The organism is Paenibacillus sp. RUD330, assembly GCF_002243345.2.
GTDB lineage: Bacteria > Bacillota > Bacilli > Paenibacillales > Paenibacillaceae > Paenibacillus_O.
The window spans coordinates 2,767,327-2,784,771 of record NZ_CP022655.2; the positions used below are offsets into that span (position 1 = coordinate 2,767,327).

The window sequence follows — 17,445 nt, forward strand, 5'->3', positions numbered from 1 at the left end:
GGCCGCTAGCCACAAATGCGAAGAGACAGCCCGTCGGAATGCGACGAGGCTGTCGTTCGGAGCGTTGCCGGCTCGGCCGGAGGCTCGGGACATAAGAAGCCTTCGGCCGAGCCGTTGTTCCCGTTCCGCCTTTCTCTCCTCTGCTAGCGGGATTGAATTCTCGGAAACTCTCCGATCCGAAGCTTCGCGCCGCCGTAAGGAACGAGAACGAGCTCTTGCTCCTCCTGCCCTTCTGTCACGGGATTCAGAGGCGGAGCGTCCGCATTGTTTCCGGCCATTGGCCAATTGCGCACGAGCTTGCCCTTCGTCTTCAGCTTCACGGGCGAATGCGCTGCCAGGAAGGGCTGGGAAGGAATCTCGTCGCTCGCGAATTCAAAGCCGGCATCCTCGATAAGCCCGTACCGCCATGCCGTCGTCGGAAAGATCTCCCAATCGCCGAACTTCTCCCTGGAGATATGCGGCAGCCAGTTCTCGCCGATCGGAAGCGCATACACAAGAGGACCGCGTCCGACGCTGAGCGCATCCATATTGCGCGAGGCCAGCTCGACCTGCATCGGCAGACTCAGCTCGATGGCATCGCCGTCCTTCCACTCCCGCTCCACAATCGCAAAGCCTTTTGCAGCTTGCAGCCGCAAGTGCTTGCCGTTGATGGACAGCGCCGGTTCCTTGCACCAAGCCGGGATGCGCAGATGAAGGGCAAACTTCTCCGGTCCGGCGAGCTTCAATCCGATGGAGACGTTCTCCCGGAACGGATAACCGCCGCTGACGGTCAGCTCGGCTTCGCTGCCGCTCCCGACAGCGGCTTTTACGATGCAAGGAATGTAAGAGACGGCGGCAAGCCCGCCGCGGCGGTCGGACATCCAGGCATGCGAAGCCAGCTTGGGCCAGCCTTGATGCATATTGGCCGTACAGCAGCCGAAGTTCGGCTCAAGGCCGAACAGATTGGCCTCGTCGCCGTTGCTCCAGCTCCGCTTGGCTACGCTGCACATGATCTGGTTGACCTGCTGGTCATATTGATGGGAGGTCCAATCGGCCGATACCGCCGCAGGAAGCGCGTTGAAGGCGACCTTCTCCAGGATGTCTCCGAATCGTCCGTCTCCGAAAATGCGGACCAGCTGCTCCAAGGTGAACATATATTCGACGACGGCGCATAATTCAACGCCTTGGGAAGGATGCGTCCCGGACAGCCACTCATCTCCCGAGAACATCCCATGGGCTTGCCCGTGATAGGCCATCAGGCTGTCGATGCCGCAGTGGACGGCCGAACGGAGCTTCTCGTCGCCCGTCAGCTCGTAGAGCAGGCCAGGCGTCTTGATTCCCATCGCTACGTTGACGACATGCGTGCGGTGATCCCAGTGCTCGACCTTCCGCCAGAACGGAAAGCGTTCCAGGATGGCGGTCCAGTCCGTCGTCTGTTCCGACACCGTCTGCGACAGCTCCAGAAGAAAAGGCTCCGGACTCCTGCCGTATGTCCAATGAAGCGCCAGCATCAGCTCCGCGCCGCGCGGAACAGCCCAGTCCTTGAGCGGATGGTCTTGGATGTTCCTGTGCATGTGCCGGAAAAATCGGATGAGGAAAGGAACGATGCGGCTGTCGCCGGTCGCCTCCTCGTACTGGATCATGACCTTCATCATGATCATGTAATGCCACCAATCCTGGCTTTTATCTATATCCTGATTGACAGACTCGATCCGGTCCGGACCGAAGGAGCCGTCCTCCCTCTGGCTGGCCAAAGACCATTCGATCCATCGCCGGGCTTTGGCGATCAGGCGCTCGTCCTGGAGCAGATAGGCGAGCGGAACGAGTCCGTCCAAGTAATAGGGTCCCCGTTCCCAGCTTTCGCCCGAGCCTCCTATCCAGCCGTTGCCCGGACCGACATCCTCCCAATGCTCCTCCAGATGACCTGTCAGGCCATCCGCTTGCAGCAGCAGCTGATCCTTCATCCAGCCAAGCGGCAGGATGCGGCCAAGCGGCAGCGTTTCAAACGCCGATCTGTTCAAGCTCATATCCGATTCCCCCTTCGGTTGCATTACCCAGGGAATATATCACGGCCGGCGTCATGCGGATAAGATCGAATCACGACCTGCTTTTGTCCGATCTGGACTTTAGCACGGCCATAATGTTCTAATAGGATGAGACTCTTCTATTCTAAAAATTGATTATACCGTCAGGAGCTACACCTATATGCCGGAAATACGTTTTGTCGCGCCTCCGCTGCCCCATTACATCTTCAGCGGCGAAGATGCCTACGGACCCGGGCGCACGCATCCCGCGCGGAGGGACATCGGAGTGTTCGACCTTCTCGTCGTTACGAAGGGCTGCCTCCATGTTGCCGAGGAGCAATCGACATTCGATGTCGGTGCCGGTCGATACTTGCTGCTGAGGCCGGATCGCGCCCACCGCTCCTATAAGCCGTGCAGCAGCGAAACCCATTTCTACTGGGTCCATCTGCAGACGCTTGGAGCCTGGAGCGAGACGGCGGACAGTGCGGAGCCGCATGCCCGTACGGCCGACGATCCTTTCATCCGCATCCATCAGTTCGCCTTTCAGCTTCCCCGGTTCGGCAGCATCATCCAGCCCGATTCCGTCTACAGCCTGCTGCGCCAGCTGAACCAGCTGCTGGACGAGCCTTCCGCGCTCGACCGTCTGAAGCAGCAGAACCTATTCCAGGAGATGCTGCTCACGCTGCTTCAAGGCGCCGTTTTGCAGCCGCCCGCGAACCCTCGTCTGGCGATCGCGGAGCATGCGGCCTCCTATCTTCGCCAACACTACCGCGACCCGATCTCCTATGCGGATCTCGCGGAGGCGGTCCACTTCCACCCGAACTACATTTCCCGCTGCATGCGCAGCGTGTTCGGCTGCACGCCGTTGTCCTATTTGACCCGGTATCGGATCGAGCAGGCCAAGCTGCGCCTCATCCATACCGACGAGCCCATCGGCTCCATCGCCGAAGAAGCGGGCTTCGGCTCCTTCCCCTTCTTCGTTCGGACCTTCGCCAAGCATACCGGCTTTCGGCCGCGGGAATTCCGGAGGAAGCATCGGACGATCGACGACCGCTGAGGGAGCGGCAGGCGCATGCGTTGTGCTGATAGTCAGTCATGCGGCGCCGCAGCGGTCACGGTTTCATTTCAAGCCTGGATACCCTGTATCCCCGCGGTGTGACGCCGATGAATTTCTTGAACTGGCGCATGAAGTGGGTGTCGTTGTCGTATCCGCATATTCCCGATATCTCCGCTACAGGCAGGCTGCTGTTCACGAGCAGATATTGGGCGTACTCCAGTCTCCCTCTGATGATGTCGGCCATGACCGACACCCCGAAAAACTGCTTGTACACATGCTGGAAGTACGATTTGCTCATATTGACGCGCGCTGCGAGCTCTTCGACGGAGACTCGCGTCTGAGGCGAGTTATGGAGCTCGCTCCTCAAATCGACAAAAGCGCCGTAGGAATGGTTCTGCCCTTCGGGAAGCGTCCATGCTCCCTTTGAACTGCAGATCTTCATGAACAGGCTCCGGAGTTCAAGATCCAGTATGGAGGCTGCGAGCTGTCCTCCATGGCTGCTGATTCTCTGGAGCTCAATGATGCCTCTGGAAATGAGATGGGGATCGATCGCCTTTACGGGCTCGTTGACCGGGTACTGGATGTCCCGAAGCCATTCCTCCATCCCCTCGCCCTCGCAGTGGAGCCAATCGTTGACGAAAGGCGGCTCGATTCCGGCATAGCGATGGGAGGCTGCGGGATGGAACAGAATATGGGTGCCGGACGGGACGACCGTGCGGACTCCTTCTACGATGATTTCCGACTTGCTGCGGAAGAAGACGAATGCGAAATTGCCCGCTCCGCGTGGGCGTTCGATGGCGAGTCCGCCTGGATGAACATAATGGTATCCGCAGCTGACCAGATGGAACAAGGCTGGCACTCTCCTCTCTCAGCACGATAGGTCAGTTTTTTGAAGATCATAATGGATGGATCGATGGCGCTCGGGACCGGTATAATCATACCAGAACGACTGAGAAAGCGCATACAGAAAGGAGGCGGCAAGCTTGTCTGAGAGCATGCGCGCCCGGGACCTAAGCGTCGATCTAAAGGCCGATAGGGCAGCTGGCAGCGGTAATTCCTGCAAAGGCTGCCGCGAGAGTGTCGCCGTTCCGGAATCGCATCTGGCGAGGATCTTGGCCAAGATCCGTCCCGAAGACAGCGTGTCCGAGCAGCTGTATGAACAGCGGCTGTCGGCTTGCGCCTCATGCGAGAGCCTGTCCTACGGAACGACTTGCATGCACTGCGGCTGCCTCGTTGCCATCCGCGCCAGGCTCAAGCCCAGCCATTGCCCGCACCCTTCGGCCGACAAGCGCGCAAGCTGGGAAATGGCCGTCCAAGCAGGAGAGCACGCTCAAATTTGAGAGGAGAATCCGCATGTTGAAAGCCGTCGTACATACCGATTGGACAACGGGCACGATCAACCGCAATCTTTACGGACATTTCGCCGAGCATCTCGGCCGCTGCATCTACGAAGGCCTGTGGGTCGGAGAAGACTCCCCCATCCCGAATACGGACGGAATCCGCAACGATGTTCTGGAAGCGCTGCGCAAGCTCCATATTCCGGTGCTGAGATGGCCCGGAGGCTGCTTCGCCGACGAATACCATTGGCGGGACGGCATCGGCCCCCGCGAGTCGCGCAAGCGGATGATCAACACCCACTGGGGCGGCGTCGTCGAGAACAATCATTTCGGTACGCACGAGTTTTTCCGCCTCTGCGAGCTGATCGGAGCTGAGCCTTATATATGCGGCAATGTCGGCAGCGGCACGGTGCAGGAAATGTCGGAGTGGCTGGAGTACATGACGTTCGACGGCGAGTCCCCCCTGGCCGATCTGCGCAGGCAGAACGGCCGGGACAAGCCATGGAAGCTCGCCTACTTCGGCGTCGGCAACGAGAATTGGGGCTGCGGCGGCAATATGCTGCCGGAGCATTATGCCGACCTGTACCGCCGATATCAGACGTACTGCCGCCAATACGGGGACAACAAGCTGTACAAAATAGCCGGCGGAGCGAATTCCGACGACTACCGCTGGACCGAGGTGCTCATGCAGAAAGCCGCCGGTCAAATGGACGGCCTCAGCCTGCATTACTACACCGTTCCGGGAACGTGGCAGGAGAAAGGCTCGGCGACGGAGTTCGGCGCCGATGAATACGCCCGTACTCTCGGCAGGGCATTCCATATGGATGAGCTGCTGACCCGCCACAGCACGGTAATGGACCGATACGATCCGCAAAGGCGGGTCGGGCTGATCGTCGATGAATGGGGCGGCTGGTTCGATGCGGAGCCGGGAAGCAATCCCGGCTTTCTCTTCCAGCAGAATACGATGAGGGACGCTCTCGTCGCCGCCATTCATTTCCACCTCTTCCACAAGCATTGCGATCGGGTCCAGATGGCCAATATCGCCCAGATGGTCAATGTGCTGCAGGCCGTCGTTCTGACCGAGGGCGAGCGCATGCTGCTGACGCCGACATATCATGCCTTCCAGCTGTATGCCGTGCATCAGGATGCCGAAGCGCTCGCCTTGCACGGGCAGTTCGGATCGTATGAGGCGGGCTCCAATCAAGCAGCGATGCCGCAGATCGGCGCAACGGCTTCCCGCAAAGACGGCGTCATCCATGTGAGCCTGTACAATCTCCATCCGGAGAAGCAGGCGGACATTGCGCTGGAGCTGCGCGGGTCGAACGGTCGGTTCGAATGCAGCGGACAGCTTCTGGCCGGCGGCTCCATCCATGCCGCCAATACGTTCGCCAATCCCGGGCAGGTCGTCCTGAAGCCGCTCGACAGCATCGGACAGGTTGGGTCCGGGTATGCGGTGAAGCTGCCTCCCGCATCGGTTGCGACGATCCGGTTCGCCGTGTAGACTCGGAGCAGCGGCTCTTGAAATGAATGGGCAAAAAAAGCGGGCCGCCGAAGCGGCCCGCTTTTTTTGCTCGGCGGCATTCATCCTTGAACCGGACAAGCCAGGAGGAATCGAACCCATGATCATCGTGATGAAATCGGAACTTCCCATCTCACCAGACGTTTTATGGAATCAGTTGAAATCCCCTGCAGCCTTTCAGCTCGTCGCCTCTCCGCTCCTGGGCTTCAAGCCTCTCGGCAGGGACCGGCTGCCTGAACAATGGTCGACACGGGCATATCAGCTTAGAATGTATCTGTTCAAGCTCGTTCCGCTCGGCACCCATACGATTTCGTTTCTCGCCATCGATGACCGCAACAAGGTCCTGTCGACGGACGAGTCGGGCACGATCATCAGAACATGGAGGCACACAATGAGCGTTCAAGCCGCTTCTTCGGGTCGTACGGCCGTTTTTCAAGATGAGCTTCATTTCAGGAACGGCCTTCTGACTTGGCCCACTTATATCGGCGTGTATTTGTTTTTCGTCTTCAGACATGCGCGCATGCGGCAGCTGATCCGCAGCGGAAGGCTGGATGGACTCTCTGTTCATTGAAGCCGGCTCTGCTTCCTGTCTTACTCCCTCTCCCATTTCCCATGTGGTCAAGCATGTTATCGGATCGGCAGCTATACATAATCTTAATCTTTGACGGATAAGTCGAGAATCCATCCTCCGCCCGTTCATGCCATAATGGAAGGGCTGATTCGTCGGCATGCCGATCGCGAATCAAGAATGGAATGAATCTATCGGAGTGATGAAGCGGATGAATCCGGGCACGAACGCAGAAAATGCTCCGCTGGACAAACAGCGGGCTCTCAAGGAAGTCCTTCAAGTATCGATGAAGCTGGGATTGACGGCTTTCGGAGGTCCGGTCGCCCATTTGGGCTATTTCCATCATGAATACATCGTCAAGCGCAGATGGATGGACGAACGAAGCTATGCCGATCTTGTCGCGCTTTGCCAGCTGCTCCCCGGTCCCGCGAGCAGCCAGGTCGGCATCGGAATCGGGCTTGTCCGGGCAGGTTTTTTGGGCGGCCTCGTTGCCTGGCTCGGTTTTACACTGCCTTCCGTCATCGCGCTCGCAGGCTTCGCGCTTCTGCTGAAGGGATTCGATATAGGAGGCATGGGCTGGATCCATGGCTTGAAGATCGTAGCCGTAGCCATTGTGGCACAGGCGATTGCAATCATGAGGCCGAAACTAGCGCCTGACAGGATCAGGGCAACGATTGTCGTGCTCGTATCGGCCGTTACGCTGATGTGGCAAACGGCATTCAGCCAGGTGCTGCTGATCGCGGCGGCCGGACTGGCCGGAATATGGCTGTACCGGAAATCAGATGTCGCGGATGCGCCGAGCCTGCCGGTCCCGATCAGCCGCAGATTCTCTGCCGCGTGCCTGGCGCTCTTCTTCGGATTGCTGCTTCTTCTCCCCTTGCTGAGCCGGTTGTATCCGGGGGGATGGATTTCGCTATTCGATCGTTTTTACCGCGCTGGCTCCCTCGTATTCGGAGGCGGCCATGTCGTGCTGCCGCTGTTGGAACGGGAAGTGGTACCGGCCGGATTGGTAAGCAAAGCGGACTTTCTCGCCGGATACGGAGCGGCGCAGGCCGTCCCCGGACCGCTGTTCACATTCGCCGCTTACTTGGGCGCGATGGCCAAAGGCGTATCCGGAGCGGCTGTCGCTACGGCCGCGATCTTCTTGCCAGCGTTCCTGATCATCGCCGGCGCCTTGCCGTTCTGGGATTCCCTTCGGCGAAGCCCCCGGATCCAAGGGGCGATGACCGGCATCAACGCTGCCGTAGTCGGCATTCTGCTCGCTGCGCTGTACGACCCGCTGTGGACCTCCGCCATTGCCGGTCCCGCCGATTTCGCTCTCGCTTCCATTCTGTTTCTCATGCTGACGTTATGGAAGCTGCCGCCTTGGATCGTGGTCATCGCCGGAGCGGCTGGAGGCATGCTCATCGGATTCATCTGATGCTGCCAACAGGATCGACGTCGGTCAGGCTTTGCCGAGAAAGCGCCAGAAGTTCTGATGGAACAGGTCGTTCAGATCCCTTTCGATCTCCTGCTCGGTGATCGGCCAGCCGCTGTCCTGCAGCCGTTCGTATTTGTCGGCCATAACGTTCCCGATGATCGTTCGGGAATATCCCCATTTGTAGATCAGCTGCTCAAGCACCCGGCAATCCGAATGCTGGGGAATGACGGAAGTGCCCAGCAGCTCGATCCGCATCCGGGTCATCTCCTCCACCATGGAGTCGATATGGAGGAACCACCAGCATCCGAATATCATCAGGTTTCTGAATTTGCGGGCCAGCACGGCAAGCTCATGCTGATTTTCCCGTGCGAGCATCGTGACGAGAAACTTCTGGCGGGGATATTTCCGGCAAAGCGCCTCCACAGCTCCGCTGTCGGAACGCATGCTCATGTCGCCGGCCGACTGCAGCTGCGGATTCACCCGTCTGCGGACACCGATCATGAGCGCGAACGGAATGCCCTTGTCCGTGCAGACCGGAATCATCGCTTCATCGATCATCCGGCTGCGGTGATCCTCGGCAGGATAGGCGAAATCGCCCGGCATGGATACGGCGAGATACAGCGCATTCATCCGGTCCACCCATTCCGAGAGGAAGCGTCTGGTCTCCTGCTTGGTCCGCTCCGTCCATTCCTCCTGCACGTCATAATCGAGACTGCGCAGCTGGATCACCGCATTCGGCCAATCATTGAGCAGAGCGTCCACCCGAAGGGCGGCCAGGAAGCGCTCATCCTCTGCGCCTTTTCCGGCAAGCCACACCTCCCGTTCCGCCGGATCGAACGGGTCGTTGGTCATGACGATCTTGCCGATGCCGGCAATGCGCATGACGATGTCCGTCTGCTGGCTCGCCGTCCGATCCGCGAAAGCTTGCCTATAGTCGTCCAGATTGCGGGAAGCGACCGGGAGGCCAAGCTGATGCAGGACGGCAACGACTCCGCTGGCCGCTTCGCTCACGGGCGAATGGTCGACGAACAGATGCTGCCAGATAAAGTCGGCCTGCTCTTTCTTGGACTTGGACCAGAATGCGTCGTAGTCTTCATCCGACCAGCGGAACGATTCCGAGATCAGGTAATGATAGATCAAAAGCTCGTCGATGCCCCATAACAGCAGCTCCCCGAATTGAGGAGCGTATAGATGCGTGTGCATGTCCGTCACCGGCATCGTCCGGGCCAGCCGCATGACGGTGGCGCGCACGGAGGAAGCTTGCTGCTGAGATGCAGTCGTCATTGTGATCGCTCTCCTTTAAAGTAGAAATCCATCGCATTACGGCCAGTGTAACATTGCAACGTCTTTCCCGGCATGTTCTTCATTGGCTTGCTCGGCTCCTTATTTATACCTGGTTGGTGTCATGATATGGAAACTATGTTACGGTAATAGGAAACTCTCGACCTAAGGAGCCGTCCCAAAATGACGCTGCGCGAGCAATTCCAGCTTCCTATTGAAGCGCTTCATAATACTTCGCGGATACCTGCAACCTTCCATTCCCATCTGGATTACGAAATCTATTATTTCCACAGCGGCAAATGCATCTATCTGATCGGAGACAAAATCTATGATCTGGAGCCAGGCGATCTGATTCTTCTCAACGGCACGACGCTGCATTATCCGAAAGTGGATGCGCAGGCCGACTACGTCCGGACGATCATCCACTTCAATCCTTCGTTTGCCGGCCAGCTGATGCGGCCTCCATTCATTGAGCCCGACGTTCTGAAGACGTTCGAAGAGAGCAAGAACATGCGCCTTTCTCTGGAGCGATCCGACCGGGAAAGGCTGGAGCCGCTGCTGCAGCGGCTCTGCCTGCTCTATTCCTCCACCGATGCGCTCTCGCATGACCGCTTCCTCGTTGCCTTCACCGAGCTGCTGCTGCTCATCCGTGAATTTTCCCTGAAGCCTCAAGCAGAAGGCTCCGATCCTTCCTCCGCCAAGCAAGCCAGCGCGCAGCGGGTCATCTCGTATATCGAGGCGAATTTCGCGGAAGACATCACGCTGGAGGGGATGGCCGCGGAGCTGCATGTGAACAAGCACTATCTGGCGAAGCTGTTCAAGGAAGTGACAGGCCTCACCCCGTTCCACTATTTGTACCAACGACGTGTAAATGAAGCCAAGGTGCTGTTCGCTATGGACCGGCAGCGGCCTGTCACCGATATCGCCTACCGGGTCGGCTTCAAGCATGGTTCCCACTTCAGCAAGACGTTCAAGAAATACACCGGCATGTCTCCCGATCTGTACCGGAAAGGGATCCGCCCGGATTCTTGATCGCAATCTGCTACATAGGGACGGAAGCCTCTCCTCTATGGACTGATTCTATATTTCTTCGTTCCATCTAGTTGAATGGTCCAGGCCGACCTTCTCTATCGCGAATATAGTTGAGTTGGAGACAATCAACGACGGAGGGATCCTGTGCCTTTTTGGAACAACAAGCACGGCAAACATCGGATTATGATGAAAAAGGAAGAGCTTGCCGGGCATTTGCCGCCAACGGCAATGGCCTCGAAGGAATCCGTCCGGCGAATGGCGGAGCGGCATGGATCGGTTTATTTGAAACCCATCCTCGGCACGGGAGGTTTCGGCATCTTCAAGCTGTCCAAGGAAAACGGCAAGTTCCGGCTTCAGAACGGCACTCGAAGCCGTATATTCGGGCAGTACGAAAAAGCGTACGCCGCATTCGCTTCCTCGTCGCAAAAAAAACGGTATTTGGTTCAGAAGAGCATTCCGCTTCTGCGCATTGAAGGAAGGCCTTTCGATCTTCGAATCATGGTGCAGCGCAATTCCCGGCATGAATGGGAAGTAACGGGAACGGTCGCGCGGCTCGCCCTTCCCCGCAAAATCGTGACCAACTATCATAGCGGAGGCAAGCCGATGCCGTTGTGGGAGCTGCTCGGCTCCAAGGTTCCAGAGGCGGATCGTCCCGCTTACGAGAAGCGGCTGAACCGGCTTGCGCTGCAGGCCAGCAGCCATCTGGGCGCCTATTTCCCGCGTTTCCGAGCCTATGGAGTCGATGTCGGCATCGACGAGAAGCTGCGTCCCTGGATCATTGAAGTGAATTCCAAGCCGGACAAATCCATCTTCAACGCGCTGCCGGACAAACGGATGTACCGCAAAATACTGCGTTACGGGCGCCTCGATAGAACGGCGAGAGGACAAAGGTCCACGACGAAGAAATAGCCAAGAGCAACAACCGAGAGCCGATCAGGCATGCCTTTTCGGCTCCGCAGCCGTCATAAGGCATAACGCAAAGCCCCCGTGCAAGATACGGCTGTATCCTGCACGGGGGCTTCGTTGCTTGAATCAGTTGTAGAACTGCTTGTCCACATTGTATTTCGACTTGAACTTATTGATGATATAGGTTTCATAAATGTCCCGGTCAACCGCGTCCTCGACGACGCAGACCGAGATTTTGGCCACTTCGTCGCGATGCTTCTTCATGGGCGACACGGAGTCCTCGAAATGCTTCTTGATTCTAGGCCGCAGCTTCCGCGCCTTGCCGACGAACAGCAGCTCGTCCTTGGCGTTGTAGAACATGAAGATGCCGCCTTTTTCTCTCGTGATCAGGTGGAAATCCGTAAATCCGAAAATATGGCTCTGATCGGGATTGCTCTGTTTGGCGATGGTCACTTCCGGTGTCGGAATGGTGATGCTTATCAAGGCTGTTCACGTCCTTTTTCCTATCTATCAGAAGAATTATACCATGGATGGGGAAGGAATTCCTTATCGGTCAGTTGCCGGCGGCAATGGCTTCGATCTCAATCAGCAGCTCTTCCCGGATCAGCCTGCGCACTTCCACTGCCGAGCTTGCCGGGGGCTGCGCCGTGTCGATGAATTGATCCCGGATCTCCCGGACGACCGGCATGCCGGAAATGTCGGTCATGAAGAAGGTCAGTTTCACGACATCCCGGAAGGTCATGCCGACGGCCTCGAGCGCAGCGGCGATATTTTCAAACACCTGTCTCGTCTGCGCGGCAAGGTCGCCTTCGCCTATCAGCTGCCCTTGTTCTCCGAATGCCACTTGCCCCGAGACGTGCACGGTTCTGGAGGCAGTCGTCTCTACGGCATGCGTATAACCGAAAGCCGGAGCCAGCTTGTCCGGATTCACGAAACGGGTGTGATGTTGTTCACTCATGTTAAGCACCTCTCTGTTCTTATGGTTGTAAGCGGGTCCAGGTTATATTCTCCTTCGGCCGCCATTCTCCCTTTTCCCCGGCTCATCGACAGCCTGGTTCATAGATTAAGATGATTATAGAGAATGAAGATGCTATGATAGATCCATATCTGTCCTGAGATCATTAACTTGCATCCGCATAGAGAGAATTGAGGATCCGTCTTGAAGAAATTCAAAAAGTTCTATATTGAAATTACGAGCGTGTGCAACCTCGCCTGCACGTTCTGCCCTCCGACCAAGAGGGAGGCCAGCTTCATCAAGGTCGACGACTTCGTCAAGAGACTCGATGAAATCAAGCCTCATACCGACTACATCTATCTTCACGTGAAGGGCGAGCCGCTGCTGCATCCCAAAATCGATCAGCTGCTGGATCTCAGCCATGAGCGCGGCTTCAAGGTGAACATTACGACCAACGGAACGTTGATCATGAAAAATAAAGCCAAGCTGCTGAACAAGCCTGCGCTGCGCCAGATGAACTTTTCCTTGCACAGCTTCGACGGCCATATCGGCTCCACCAACAAAGAAGCCTATGTATCGACGATCCTGTCGTTCATCAAGGAGGCTCTGGAATCGACGGACATTCTGTTCTCGCTCCGGCTCTGGAATCTGCGAACGGACAATGCCACCAACCAGGAGATCAAGCGCAACCGCCAGGTGCTGGAGATCATCGAGCGGGAGTTCGGCCTGGACTATCAGATCGAAGAGCAGTTCCAGCGCGGCTCGGGACTCAAAATCGCCGACCGGCTCTATCTGAACCAGGATCACGAGTTCGAATGGCCGGATCTGGACGCCGAAGAGGACGACGGCAAAGGATTCTGCCATGGCCTCCGCAACCAGGCCGCGATTCTCGCCAATGGTACGGTCGTTCCATGCTGCCTGGATGGCGAAGGCGTCATCAACCTCGGCAACATCAACCAGCAGCCGTTCGCCGAGATCATCGAAGGCGACCGCGCGAACAAGCTGTACGACGGGTTTTCCCGCCGGGAAGCCGTCGAGGAATTATGCCGCAAATGCGGCTATCGCAAGCGCTTCGGAACGTAGGGACACAACGTCCGGCAGCGGCCTCAACGACAGCCAAAAAGCTCATCTCCATGCAGCCGCCTCAAGTGGGCGCATGGAGATGAGCTTTTGCTGTTCATGTTTCGCGGATTTGCTTCTTAGGGGAGCGGGTCGGCTCGTAATGGACATGAACCTCGTACACATCCTCGGTGAGGATCAATTCCTCCTCCACTTTCGTCGCGATATCGTGCGCCGCCCGGAACTCCGAATCCGCCGCTACGAGAATGACGATGTCGACGACCGCGTTGCTTCCGTAGTTTCTGGCCCGGATGCTCTTGACTCCGCGTACGCCAGCGACGCCCAGCACGATTGCCTTGAACGATTGGATCCGGGTTTCGTCGAAGCCGTCGGATAGATGATGCGAAGCTTCGCGGAATATATCCCAGGCCGTCTTGCAGATGATGAATCCGACCAGAACGGCCGTCAGCGGGTCGAGCCAGGGAAGGTGGAACTGGGAGCCGACAATGCCGATGACCGTGCCGATGCTGACGAAAGCGTCGGAAATATTGTCCTTCGCAGCCGCCATGACGGCTTGGCTGTTGATCTTAACCGCCAATTTCTTGTTGTAGCGGTAGACGAAGTACATGACGGCGGCGCTGGCAAGGCCGGTCCATGCGGCAGCGAGATCCGGAGATTGCTCCTTGCCTTGGAAGATCGACATGACCGCTCCGTAGAGCACCTGAAAGCCAACGGCCATCATGATGAACGATGCGACCAGGGATGCGATCGTCTCCGACTTCCAGTGGCCGTAAGGATGATCCTCGTCGGCCGGCCTTTGGGCGAGCCTCAGTCCGATCAGAACCGCGATCGAGGCGACGATGTCTGTCGCATTGTTCAAGCCGTCCGCGCGCAGCGCCTCCGAATTCGAAGCATATCCTATGATCAGCTTGAGCGCCGATAGGCAGATATAGGCCAGAATGCTTATGATGGCCCCTCGTTCGCCCAATTTTAGATTATCGAATCTCTTTTGCTGCTCTTCCATCCGTTATTCTGACTCCCCTCGAACCCCTCTTCCAACCAACCTGGTTATGGTAACAAGAAAGGAGCAAGTGGGTCTAGAGAAACGTTTTTTCTTAGCGCTCAATTAATTTAGGCATGTAAATAATGTTTCTTCCACGCCACTCTTTAGGACATGTTCAAATATGTCCTATGAAAGGCATGGAAATAACGAGAGCCGCTTGGCAGGCCGGCAACTAGGGATAGGGTGATTCCCCCTCCCGCTACCTGGCCCGCAGCTTCTTGTTGCCGTCATCCGACATTCCTTTGCAAATGGTTCCGGTTTTGATACAATCAATCTAAACTCATCAAGCATCTCTTTAATCGAATATCTTGATAGTCAAGATATTCGCACAGTAAAAGGAGGGCTGCCCTTTGTCCAGCGAACAGAAACAAGAACAACCGACAGCAGAGCAGGAGCGCCTCACGCTGCGGATGCGGAGCCTCGGCACCCGTACCGTCCTTTACCAGCAATATGCCGCCTCCTCTCTCGGGCTGTACAATAACGATTACCTTTCCGTGGATATTCTTCATGAAAAAGGCCCGATTACCGCGGGCGAGCTGTCCAAGCTCACCGGACTTGCGACGGGCAGCGTCACCGCTCTGATCGACCGGCTCGAAAAAAACGGATTCGTGCGCAGGCAGAACGATCCGAAGGACCGCCGCAAGGTCATCATCGTTCCCCTGTACGAGGATAAGAAAGAGGTCAGCGAGACGTACGACCCGCTGCATGCGAGGATGATCCAGCTGGCCGCCTCCTACGCGCCGGAGGAGCTTGAGCTCATTGCCGAGTTCCTGGGCAAGGCGAGCGACATCATCGAGGAGCAGATCTATTCCCTCAGCTCAGCACCCAAAACCAAATCATAGCTGAAAGGACGAAACGAAAAACCGCGGATATCCGCGGTTTTTTCGTTTCGTGGCAAGAACGCATGAAGCGGATCGCATTCTTGAAGGATCAAGCGAGCCGCCTCTGCCTTCAGGCCGCTTAATTGGCAGCCCAGATGGTCGCGGTCACTCTGGCTTCGCCGGTGCTGGTGAGCGCATCCGTCCAGGCGACGACTTGGCCAGGTTGAGGCGAGGCCGTCAGCGCGCCCATCGCATCGTCGCCGCTCGTTCCGTCGGAATCGTTGATCTCGATGGAAATGGCGCTGCCTGCAGGAACATTGACGTAGCGGTCGTTGTAGGCCGAGCTGTATTGGTTCGGGAAGGCAGCGTCCAGCGTTCCCCATGCGACGGAGAAGGATTGGCCGATCGGCGCATCGTTCTTCTTCCATAATCTGTCGTCGGAAACTCCGCTTCCGTTGGCGCGGATTTTGACGTAGATGTCGCTGCTTCCTCCGAATGGATCCCGATTCGCCAAGCTGGTCATTTTTTGGACCTGAATGCGATGGGAATAATAGGGATGGCGTACATATGCATGCGAGAAGGCGCCGAGCCCGTTCAAATGCGTGTCCACCATATGGGCGGGGTCGCTGAGAAAATCGCCTGCGAACGTCGGGCCGTCATCAAGATCGTCCCAAACCCAAGGCATGGCGGCCGAGTCCGCCTGATAATTGTCGCCGTCCAGCTTGCCCCAGCCGCCGAAGGTGTGTCCGTCTCCGATGTCATAACGGCGGTTCCAGAAGTCGTCGAAGGAAAGCAAGTCATAGCTGTACCGTTTGGAATAGCTACCCGAAGCGTCCGTGACGACATCGGCGCGGGCTCCGTAATAATAGACGATGCCGTCTCCGCCAGGTGCGCCGGTGCCGTCGTAGGCGTGGTTGCCGTGGCCCCCGATCGGACTTTGGCCGTTGGATTGAATGAATACTTTGGGATGGGAGCCGTTGAACAGGACGCCTCCATCCAGATTGTCGGATCCGTTCGTCAGGGGAAGATTGCTGTACTGATACATCTGGTTGTGCGCCACCGTCTCCATGAGCTGGAAGGAGCCATACGCGCTTCCATCCTTGCGTACGACAACCATCAAGCCCTCCAGGTCGTTCTCGTGCTTGTCCAGGCTCAGGGGGCCGTCATCGCGTGCATGGTAGTCGTAATACCCGATGAAGTAATGGGTCTCCGTCTCCACGAGTGAATAATAGATGTACGACTTCAATGGAAAACGGTCGATGTTCTCCCAATTGTTGTTGCCGACCCAATCTCCGTCATAGTTGAAATTGGTCACATAATCGGCCCGGTACCCATACGTGTCGTTGACATCCTGATAGAACTCCGGCGCCCAATAAGCGGCCAGCTCCCGCTCCGAGGCCGCATGAGCCTGGCCCGGGTTTCCCAATCCCGCCGCCGACAAGCAAATGATGCCGGCCACGACCAATCCAAGCCATTTGCGAAGCTGCTTCATCCCTACTACCTCCCAAATATTCTTTTGCTGTCTGACATCTTGATGTCAGACAGCTTATTCATCATATAGGGCTTTTGTAAGGTTCGCGTTATCGGCTTCTCAAGCTTATGTAAACAACAGCGAGAGCAGGCCGGGCTGCAGGCTCGGGTTGGATGCGACCAGCGTCTTGTCGTGCAGGGCAAAAGGCTCGCCGCCCGCATTGCTCACGACTCCTCCCGACTCCTGTAGGATCAGCATTCCCGCAGCCACGTCCCAAGGATAAAGCCCGTCATGCCAAAATCCGGTCAGGCGGCCGCTCGCGACGTGGCATAAATCCAGGCTGGCGGCGCCCAGCACCCTCACGCTGCGAGAAACGCCCGCTACCCGCGCGACCTGGGAAGCGGCTACGGAATCCTTTCTCCAATCCGAGGCTTGGAAGCCGGTGGCAAGCAGCGAGCAGGCCAAATCTCCTTCCGCGTCGGCCCGGAGCTGATTTCCGTTGAGATAAGCCCCTCCGCCTCTAGAAGCTTGGTACAGCTCGTCCGTCGCCGGATTGTACACAACTCCGTGAAGAGGGCTTCCGTCCTTGACGATGCCGATGGATACGGCGAAATGCGGAATTCCGTGGACAAAGTTGACGGTTCCGTCGATCGGATCGACGATCCATCCGTATCCCGGCGGCGGATCGGCGATGAAGCGGAAGCAATCCCGGGAACCATCCTGCTCCTCCGAGAGGATCCAATGGTCCGGATAGCGGCAGCCGATCCGGCTCCGGATCAGGTTCTCGCTATGCAGATCGACTTCCGTCACGAGATCGCTCCGGTTGACCTTGTCTCCGAGCGCATAGGGCTCTTTCATCCGGCGCAGGATCTGCTCTCCGGCTTCTCTCGCATAAGCGATCGCCGCTGTCAGCAGCTCCTCCTCGATCTCCGGCTCGTATAGTCCGCTCATTC

General features: G+C 57.3%; 17 protein-coding genes. 9 read left to right on the forward strand and 8 right to left on the reverse strand.

The features are described from left to right. Window positions 1–143 precede the first annotated feature (143 nt). Window positions 144–2,006: a beta-L-arabinofuranosidase domain-containing protein gene (locus CIC07_RS12485; protein ID WP_076355852.1), complete on the reverse strand. Its 1,863-nt coding sequence runs from the start codon at window positions 2,004–2,006 to the stop codon at window positions 144–146. A 178-nt stretch (window positions 2,007–2,184) separates the two neighbouring features. Here CIC07_RS12485 and CIC07_RS12490 point away from each other — a divergent pair, with 178 nt between their 5' ends. Then, a complete protein-coding gene (locus CIC07_RS12490; protein ID WP_076355850.1) occupies window positions 2,185–3,060 on the forward strand; it encodes a helix-turn-helix transcriptional regulator in 876 nt (291 codons plus the stop codon). 55 nt (window positions 3,061–3,115) lie between these two features. Here CIC07_RS12490 and CIC07_RS12495 read toward each other — a convergent pair whose 3' ends face one another. Then, the gene (locus tag CIC07_RS12495; RefSeq protein ID WP_076355848.1) at window positions 3,116–3,910 is read right to left on the reverse strand and encodes a helix-turn-helix domain-containing protein; all 795 of its coding nucleotides are present in this window, start codon (window positions 3,908–3,910) and stop codon (window positions 3,116–3,118) included. A 133-nt stretch (window positions 3,911–4,043) separates the two neighbouring features. On the opposite strand from CIC07_RS12495, the gene CIC07_RS12500 reads away from it, so the two are divergent. From CIC07_RS12500 to CIC07_RS12515, 4 genes are all read left to right on the forward strand, one after another. Further along, window positions 4,044–4,400, forward strand: coding sequence for a DUF6171 family protein (locus CIC07_RS12500; protein ID WP_234992913.1), 357 nt, complete (start codon window positions 4,044–4,046; stop codon window positions 4,398–4,400). A 13-nt stretch (window positions 4,401–4,413) separates the two neighbouring features. Beyond that, window positions 4,414–5,898 (forward strand): alpha-N-arabinofuranosidase, encoded by a 1,485-nt coding sequence (locus tag CIC07_RS12505; RefSeq protein WP_076355846.1) that lies wholly within the window; start codon window positions 4,414–4,416, stop codon window positions 5,896–5,898. A 118-nt stretch (window positions 5,899–6,016) separates the two neighbouring features. Further along, a complete protein-coding gene (locus CIC07_RS12510; RefSeq protein WP_076355844.1) occupies window positions 6,017–6,487 on the forward strand; it encodes a hypothetical protein in 471 nt (156 codons plus the stop codon). A 208-nt stretch (window positions 6,488–6,695) separates the two neighbouring features. Further along, window positions 6,696–7,904, forward strand: a complete 1,209-nt coding sequence (locus CIC07_RS12515; RefSeq protein WP_076356998.1) for a chromate transporter — start codon at window positions 6,696–6,698, stop codon at window positions 7,902–7,904. A gap of 24 nt (window positions 7,905–7,928) precedes the next feature. On the opposite strand, the gene CIC07_RS12520 is transcribed toward CIC07_RS12515, so the two are convergent. Further along, window positions 7,929–9,188: a glucuronate isomerase gene (locus CIC07_RS12520; protein WP_076355842.1), complete on the reverse strand. Its 1,260-nt coding sequence runs from the start codon at window positions 9,186–9,188 to the stop codon at window positions 7,929–7,931. Between the two features lie 180 nt (window positions 9,189–9,368). Between CIC07_RS12520 and CIC07_RS12525 the strand changes: the two genes are divergently transcribed. Beyond that, window positions 9,369–10,217: an AraC family transcriptional regulator gene (locus tag CIC07_RS12525; protein WP_076355840.1), complete on the forward strand. Its 849-nt coding sequence runs from the start codon at window positions 9,369–9,371 to the stop codon at window positions 10,215–10,217. 144 nt (window positions 10,218–10,361) lie between these two features. Continuing rightward, entirely contained in the window at window positions 10,362–11,126 is a 765-nt protein-coding gene (locus CIC07_RS12530) for a YheC/YheD family protein (protein ID WP_083687972.1), read from the forward strand. 123 nt (window positions 11,127–11,249) lie between these two features. Here the strand turns inward: CIC07_RS12530 and CIC07_RS12535 are convergent, their stop codons facing one another. Then, entirely contained in the window at window positions 11,250–11,606 is a 357-nt protein-coding gene (locus CIC07_RS12535; RefSeq protein ID WP_076355838.1) for a nucleotide excision repair endonuclease, read from the reverse strand. 70 nt (window positions 11,607–11,676) lie between these two features. Beyond that, entirely contained in the window at window positions 11,677–12,081 is a 405-nt protein-coding gene (locus CIC07_RS12540) for a RidA family protein (protein WP_076355836.1), read from the reverse strand. 201 nt (window positions 12,082–12,282) lie between these two features. Between CIC07_RS12540 and CIC07_RS12545 the strand changes: the two genes are divergently transcribed. Then, the gene (locus CIC07_RS12545; RefSeq protein ID WP_076355834.1) at window positions 12,283–13,161 is read left to right on the forward strand and encodes a radical SAM/SPASM domain-containing protein; all 879 of its coding nucleotides are present in this window, start codon (window positions 12,283–12,285) and stop codon (window positions 13,159–13,161) included. Between the two features lie 94 nt (window positions 13,162–13,255). Here the strand turns inward: CIC07_RS12545 and CIC07_RS12550 are convergent, their stop codons facing one another. Continuing rightward, entirely contained in the window at window positions 13,256–14,161 is a 906-nt protein-coding gene (locus CIC07_RS12550; RefSeq protein WP_076355832.1) for a cation diffusion facilitator family transporter, read from the reverse strand. Window positions 14,162–14,610: 449 nt separating this feature from the next. Between CIC07_RS12550 and CIC07_RS12555 the strand changes: the two genes are divergently transcribed. After that, a complete protein-coding gene (locus tag CIC07_RS12555) occupies window positions 14,611–15,042 on the forward strand; it encodes a MarR family winged helix-turn-helix transcriptional regulator (RefSeq protein WP_175619185.1) in 432 nt (143 codons plus the stop codon). A gap of 118 nt (window positions 15,043–15,160) precedes the next feature. Here the strand turns inward: CIC07_RS12555 and CIC07_RS12560 are convergent, their stop codons facing one another. Then, window positions 15,161–16,513, reverse strand: a complete 1,353-nt coding sequence (locus CIC07_RS12560) for a hypothetical protein (protein WP_076355828.1) — start codon at window positions 16,511–16,513, stop codon at window positions 15,161–15,163. A gap of 105 nt (window positions 16,514–16,618) precedes the next feature. Continuing rightward, window positions 16,619–17,443: an inositol monophosphatase family protein gene (locus CIC07_RS12565; protein WP_157741908.1), complete on the reverse strand. Its 825-nt coding sequence runs from the start codon at window positions 17,441–17,443 to the stop codon at window positions 16,619–16,621. Between the last annotated feature and the right edge of the window lie 2 nt (window positions 17,444–17,445).

What these genes read in the sequence shown, in the direction of transcription:
- CIC07_RS12485 (WP_076355852.1), bottom strand. Translation starts at nt 2,006, where the DNA reads ATGAGCTTGAACAGATCGGCGTTTGAAACGCTGCCGCTTGGCCGCATC.
- CIC07_RS12490 (WP_076355850.1), top strand. Translation starts at nt 2,185, where the DNA reads ATGCCGGAAATACGTTTTGTCGCGCCTCCGCTGCCCCATTACATCTTC.
- CIC07_RS12505 (WP_076355846.1), top strand. Translation starts at nt 4,414, where the DNA reads ATGTTGAAAGCCGTCGTACATACCGATTGGACAACGGGCACGATCAAC.
- CIC07_RS12510 (WP_076355844.1), top strand. Translation starts at nt 6,017, where the DNA reads ATGATCATCGTGATGAAATCGGAACTTCCCATCTCACCAGACGTTTTA.
- CIC07_RS12515 (WP_076356998.1), top strand. Translation starts at nt 6,696, where the DNA reads ATGAATCCGGGCACGAACGCAGAAAATGCTCCGCTGGACAAACAGCGG.
- CIC07_RS12520 (WP_076355842.1), bottom strand. Translation starts at nt 9,188, where the DNA reads ATGACGACTGCATCTCAGCAGCAAGCTTCCTCCGTGCGCGCCACCGTC.
- CIC07_RS12525 (WP_076355840.1), top strand. Translation starts at nt 9,369, where the DNA reads ATGACGCTGCGCGAGCAATTCCAGCTTCCTATTGAAGCGCTTCATAAT.
- CIC07_RS12540 (WP_076355836.1), bottom strand. Translation starts at nt 12,081, where the DNA reads ATGAGTGAACAACATCACACCCGTTTCGTGAATCCGGACAAGCTGGCT.
- CIC07_RS12550 (WP_076355832.1), bottom strand. Translation starts at nt 14,161, where the DNA reads ATGGAAGAGCAGCAAAAGAGATTCGATAATCTAAAATTGGGCGAACGA.
- CIC07_RS12555 (WP_175619185.1), top strand. Translation starts at nt 14,611, where the DNA reads ATGCGGAGCCTCGGCACCCGTACCGTCCTTTACCAGCAATATGCCGCC.
- CIC07_RS12560 (WP_076355828.1), bottom strand. Translation starts at nt 16,513, where the DNA reads ATGAAGCAGCTTCGCAAATGGCTTGGATTGGTCGTGGCCGGCATCATT.
- CIC07_RS12565 (WP_157741908.1), bottom strand. Translation starts at nt 17,443, where the DNA reads ATGAGCGGACTATACGAGCCGGAGATCGAGGAGGAGCTGCTGACAGCG.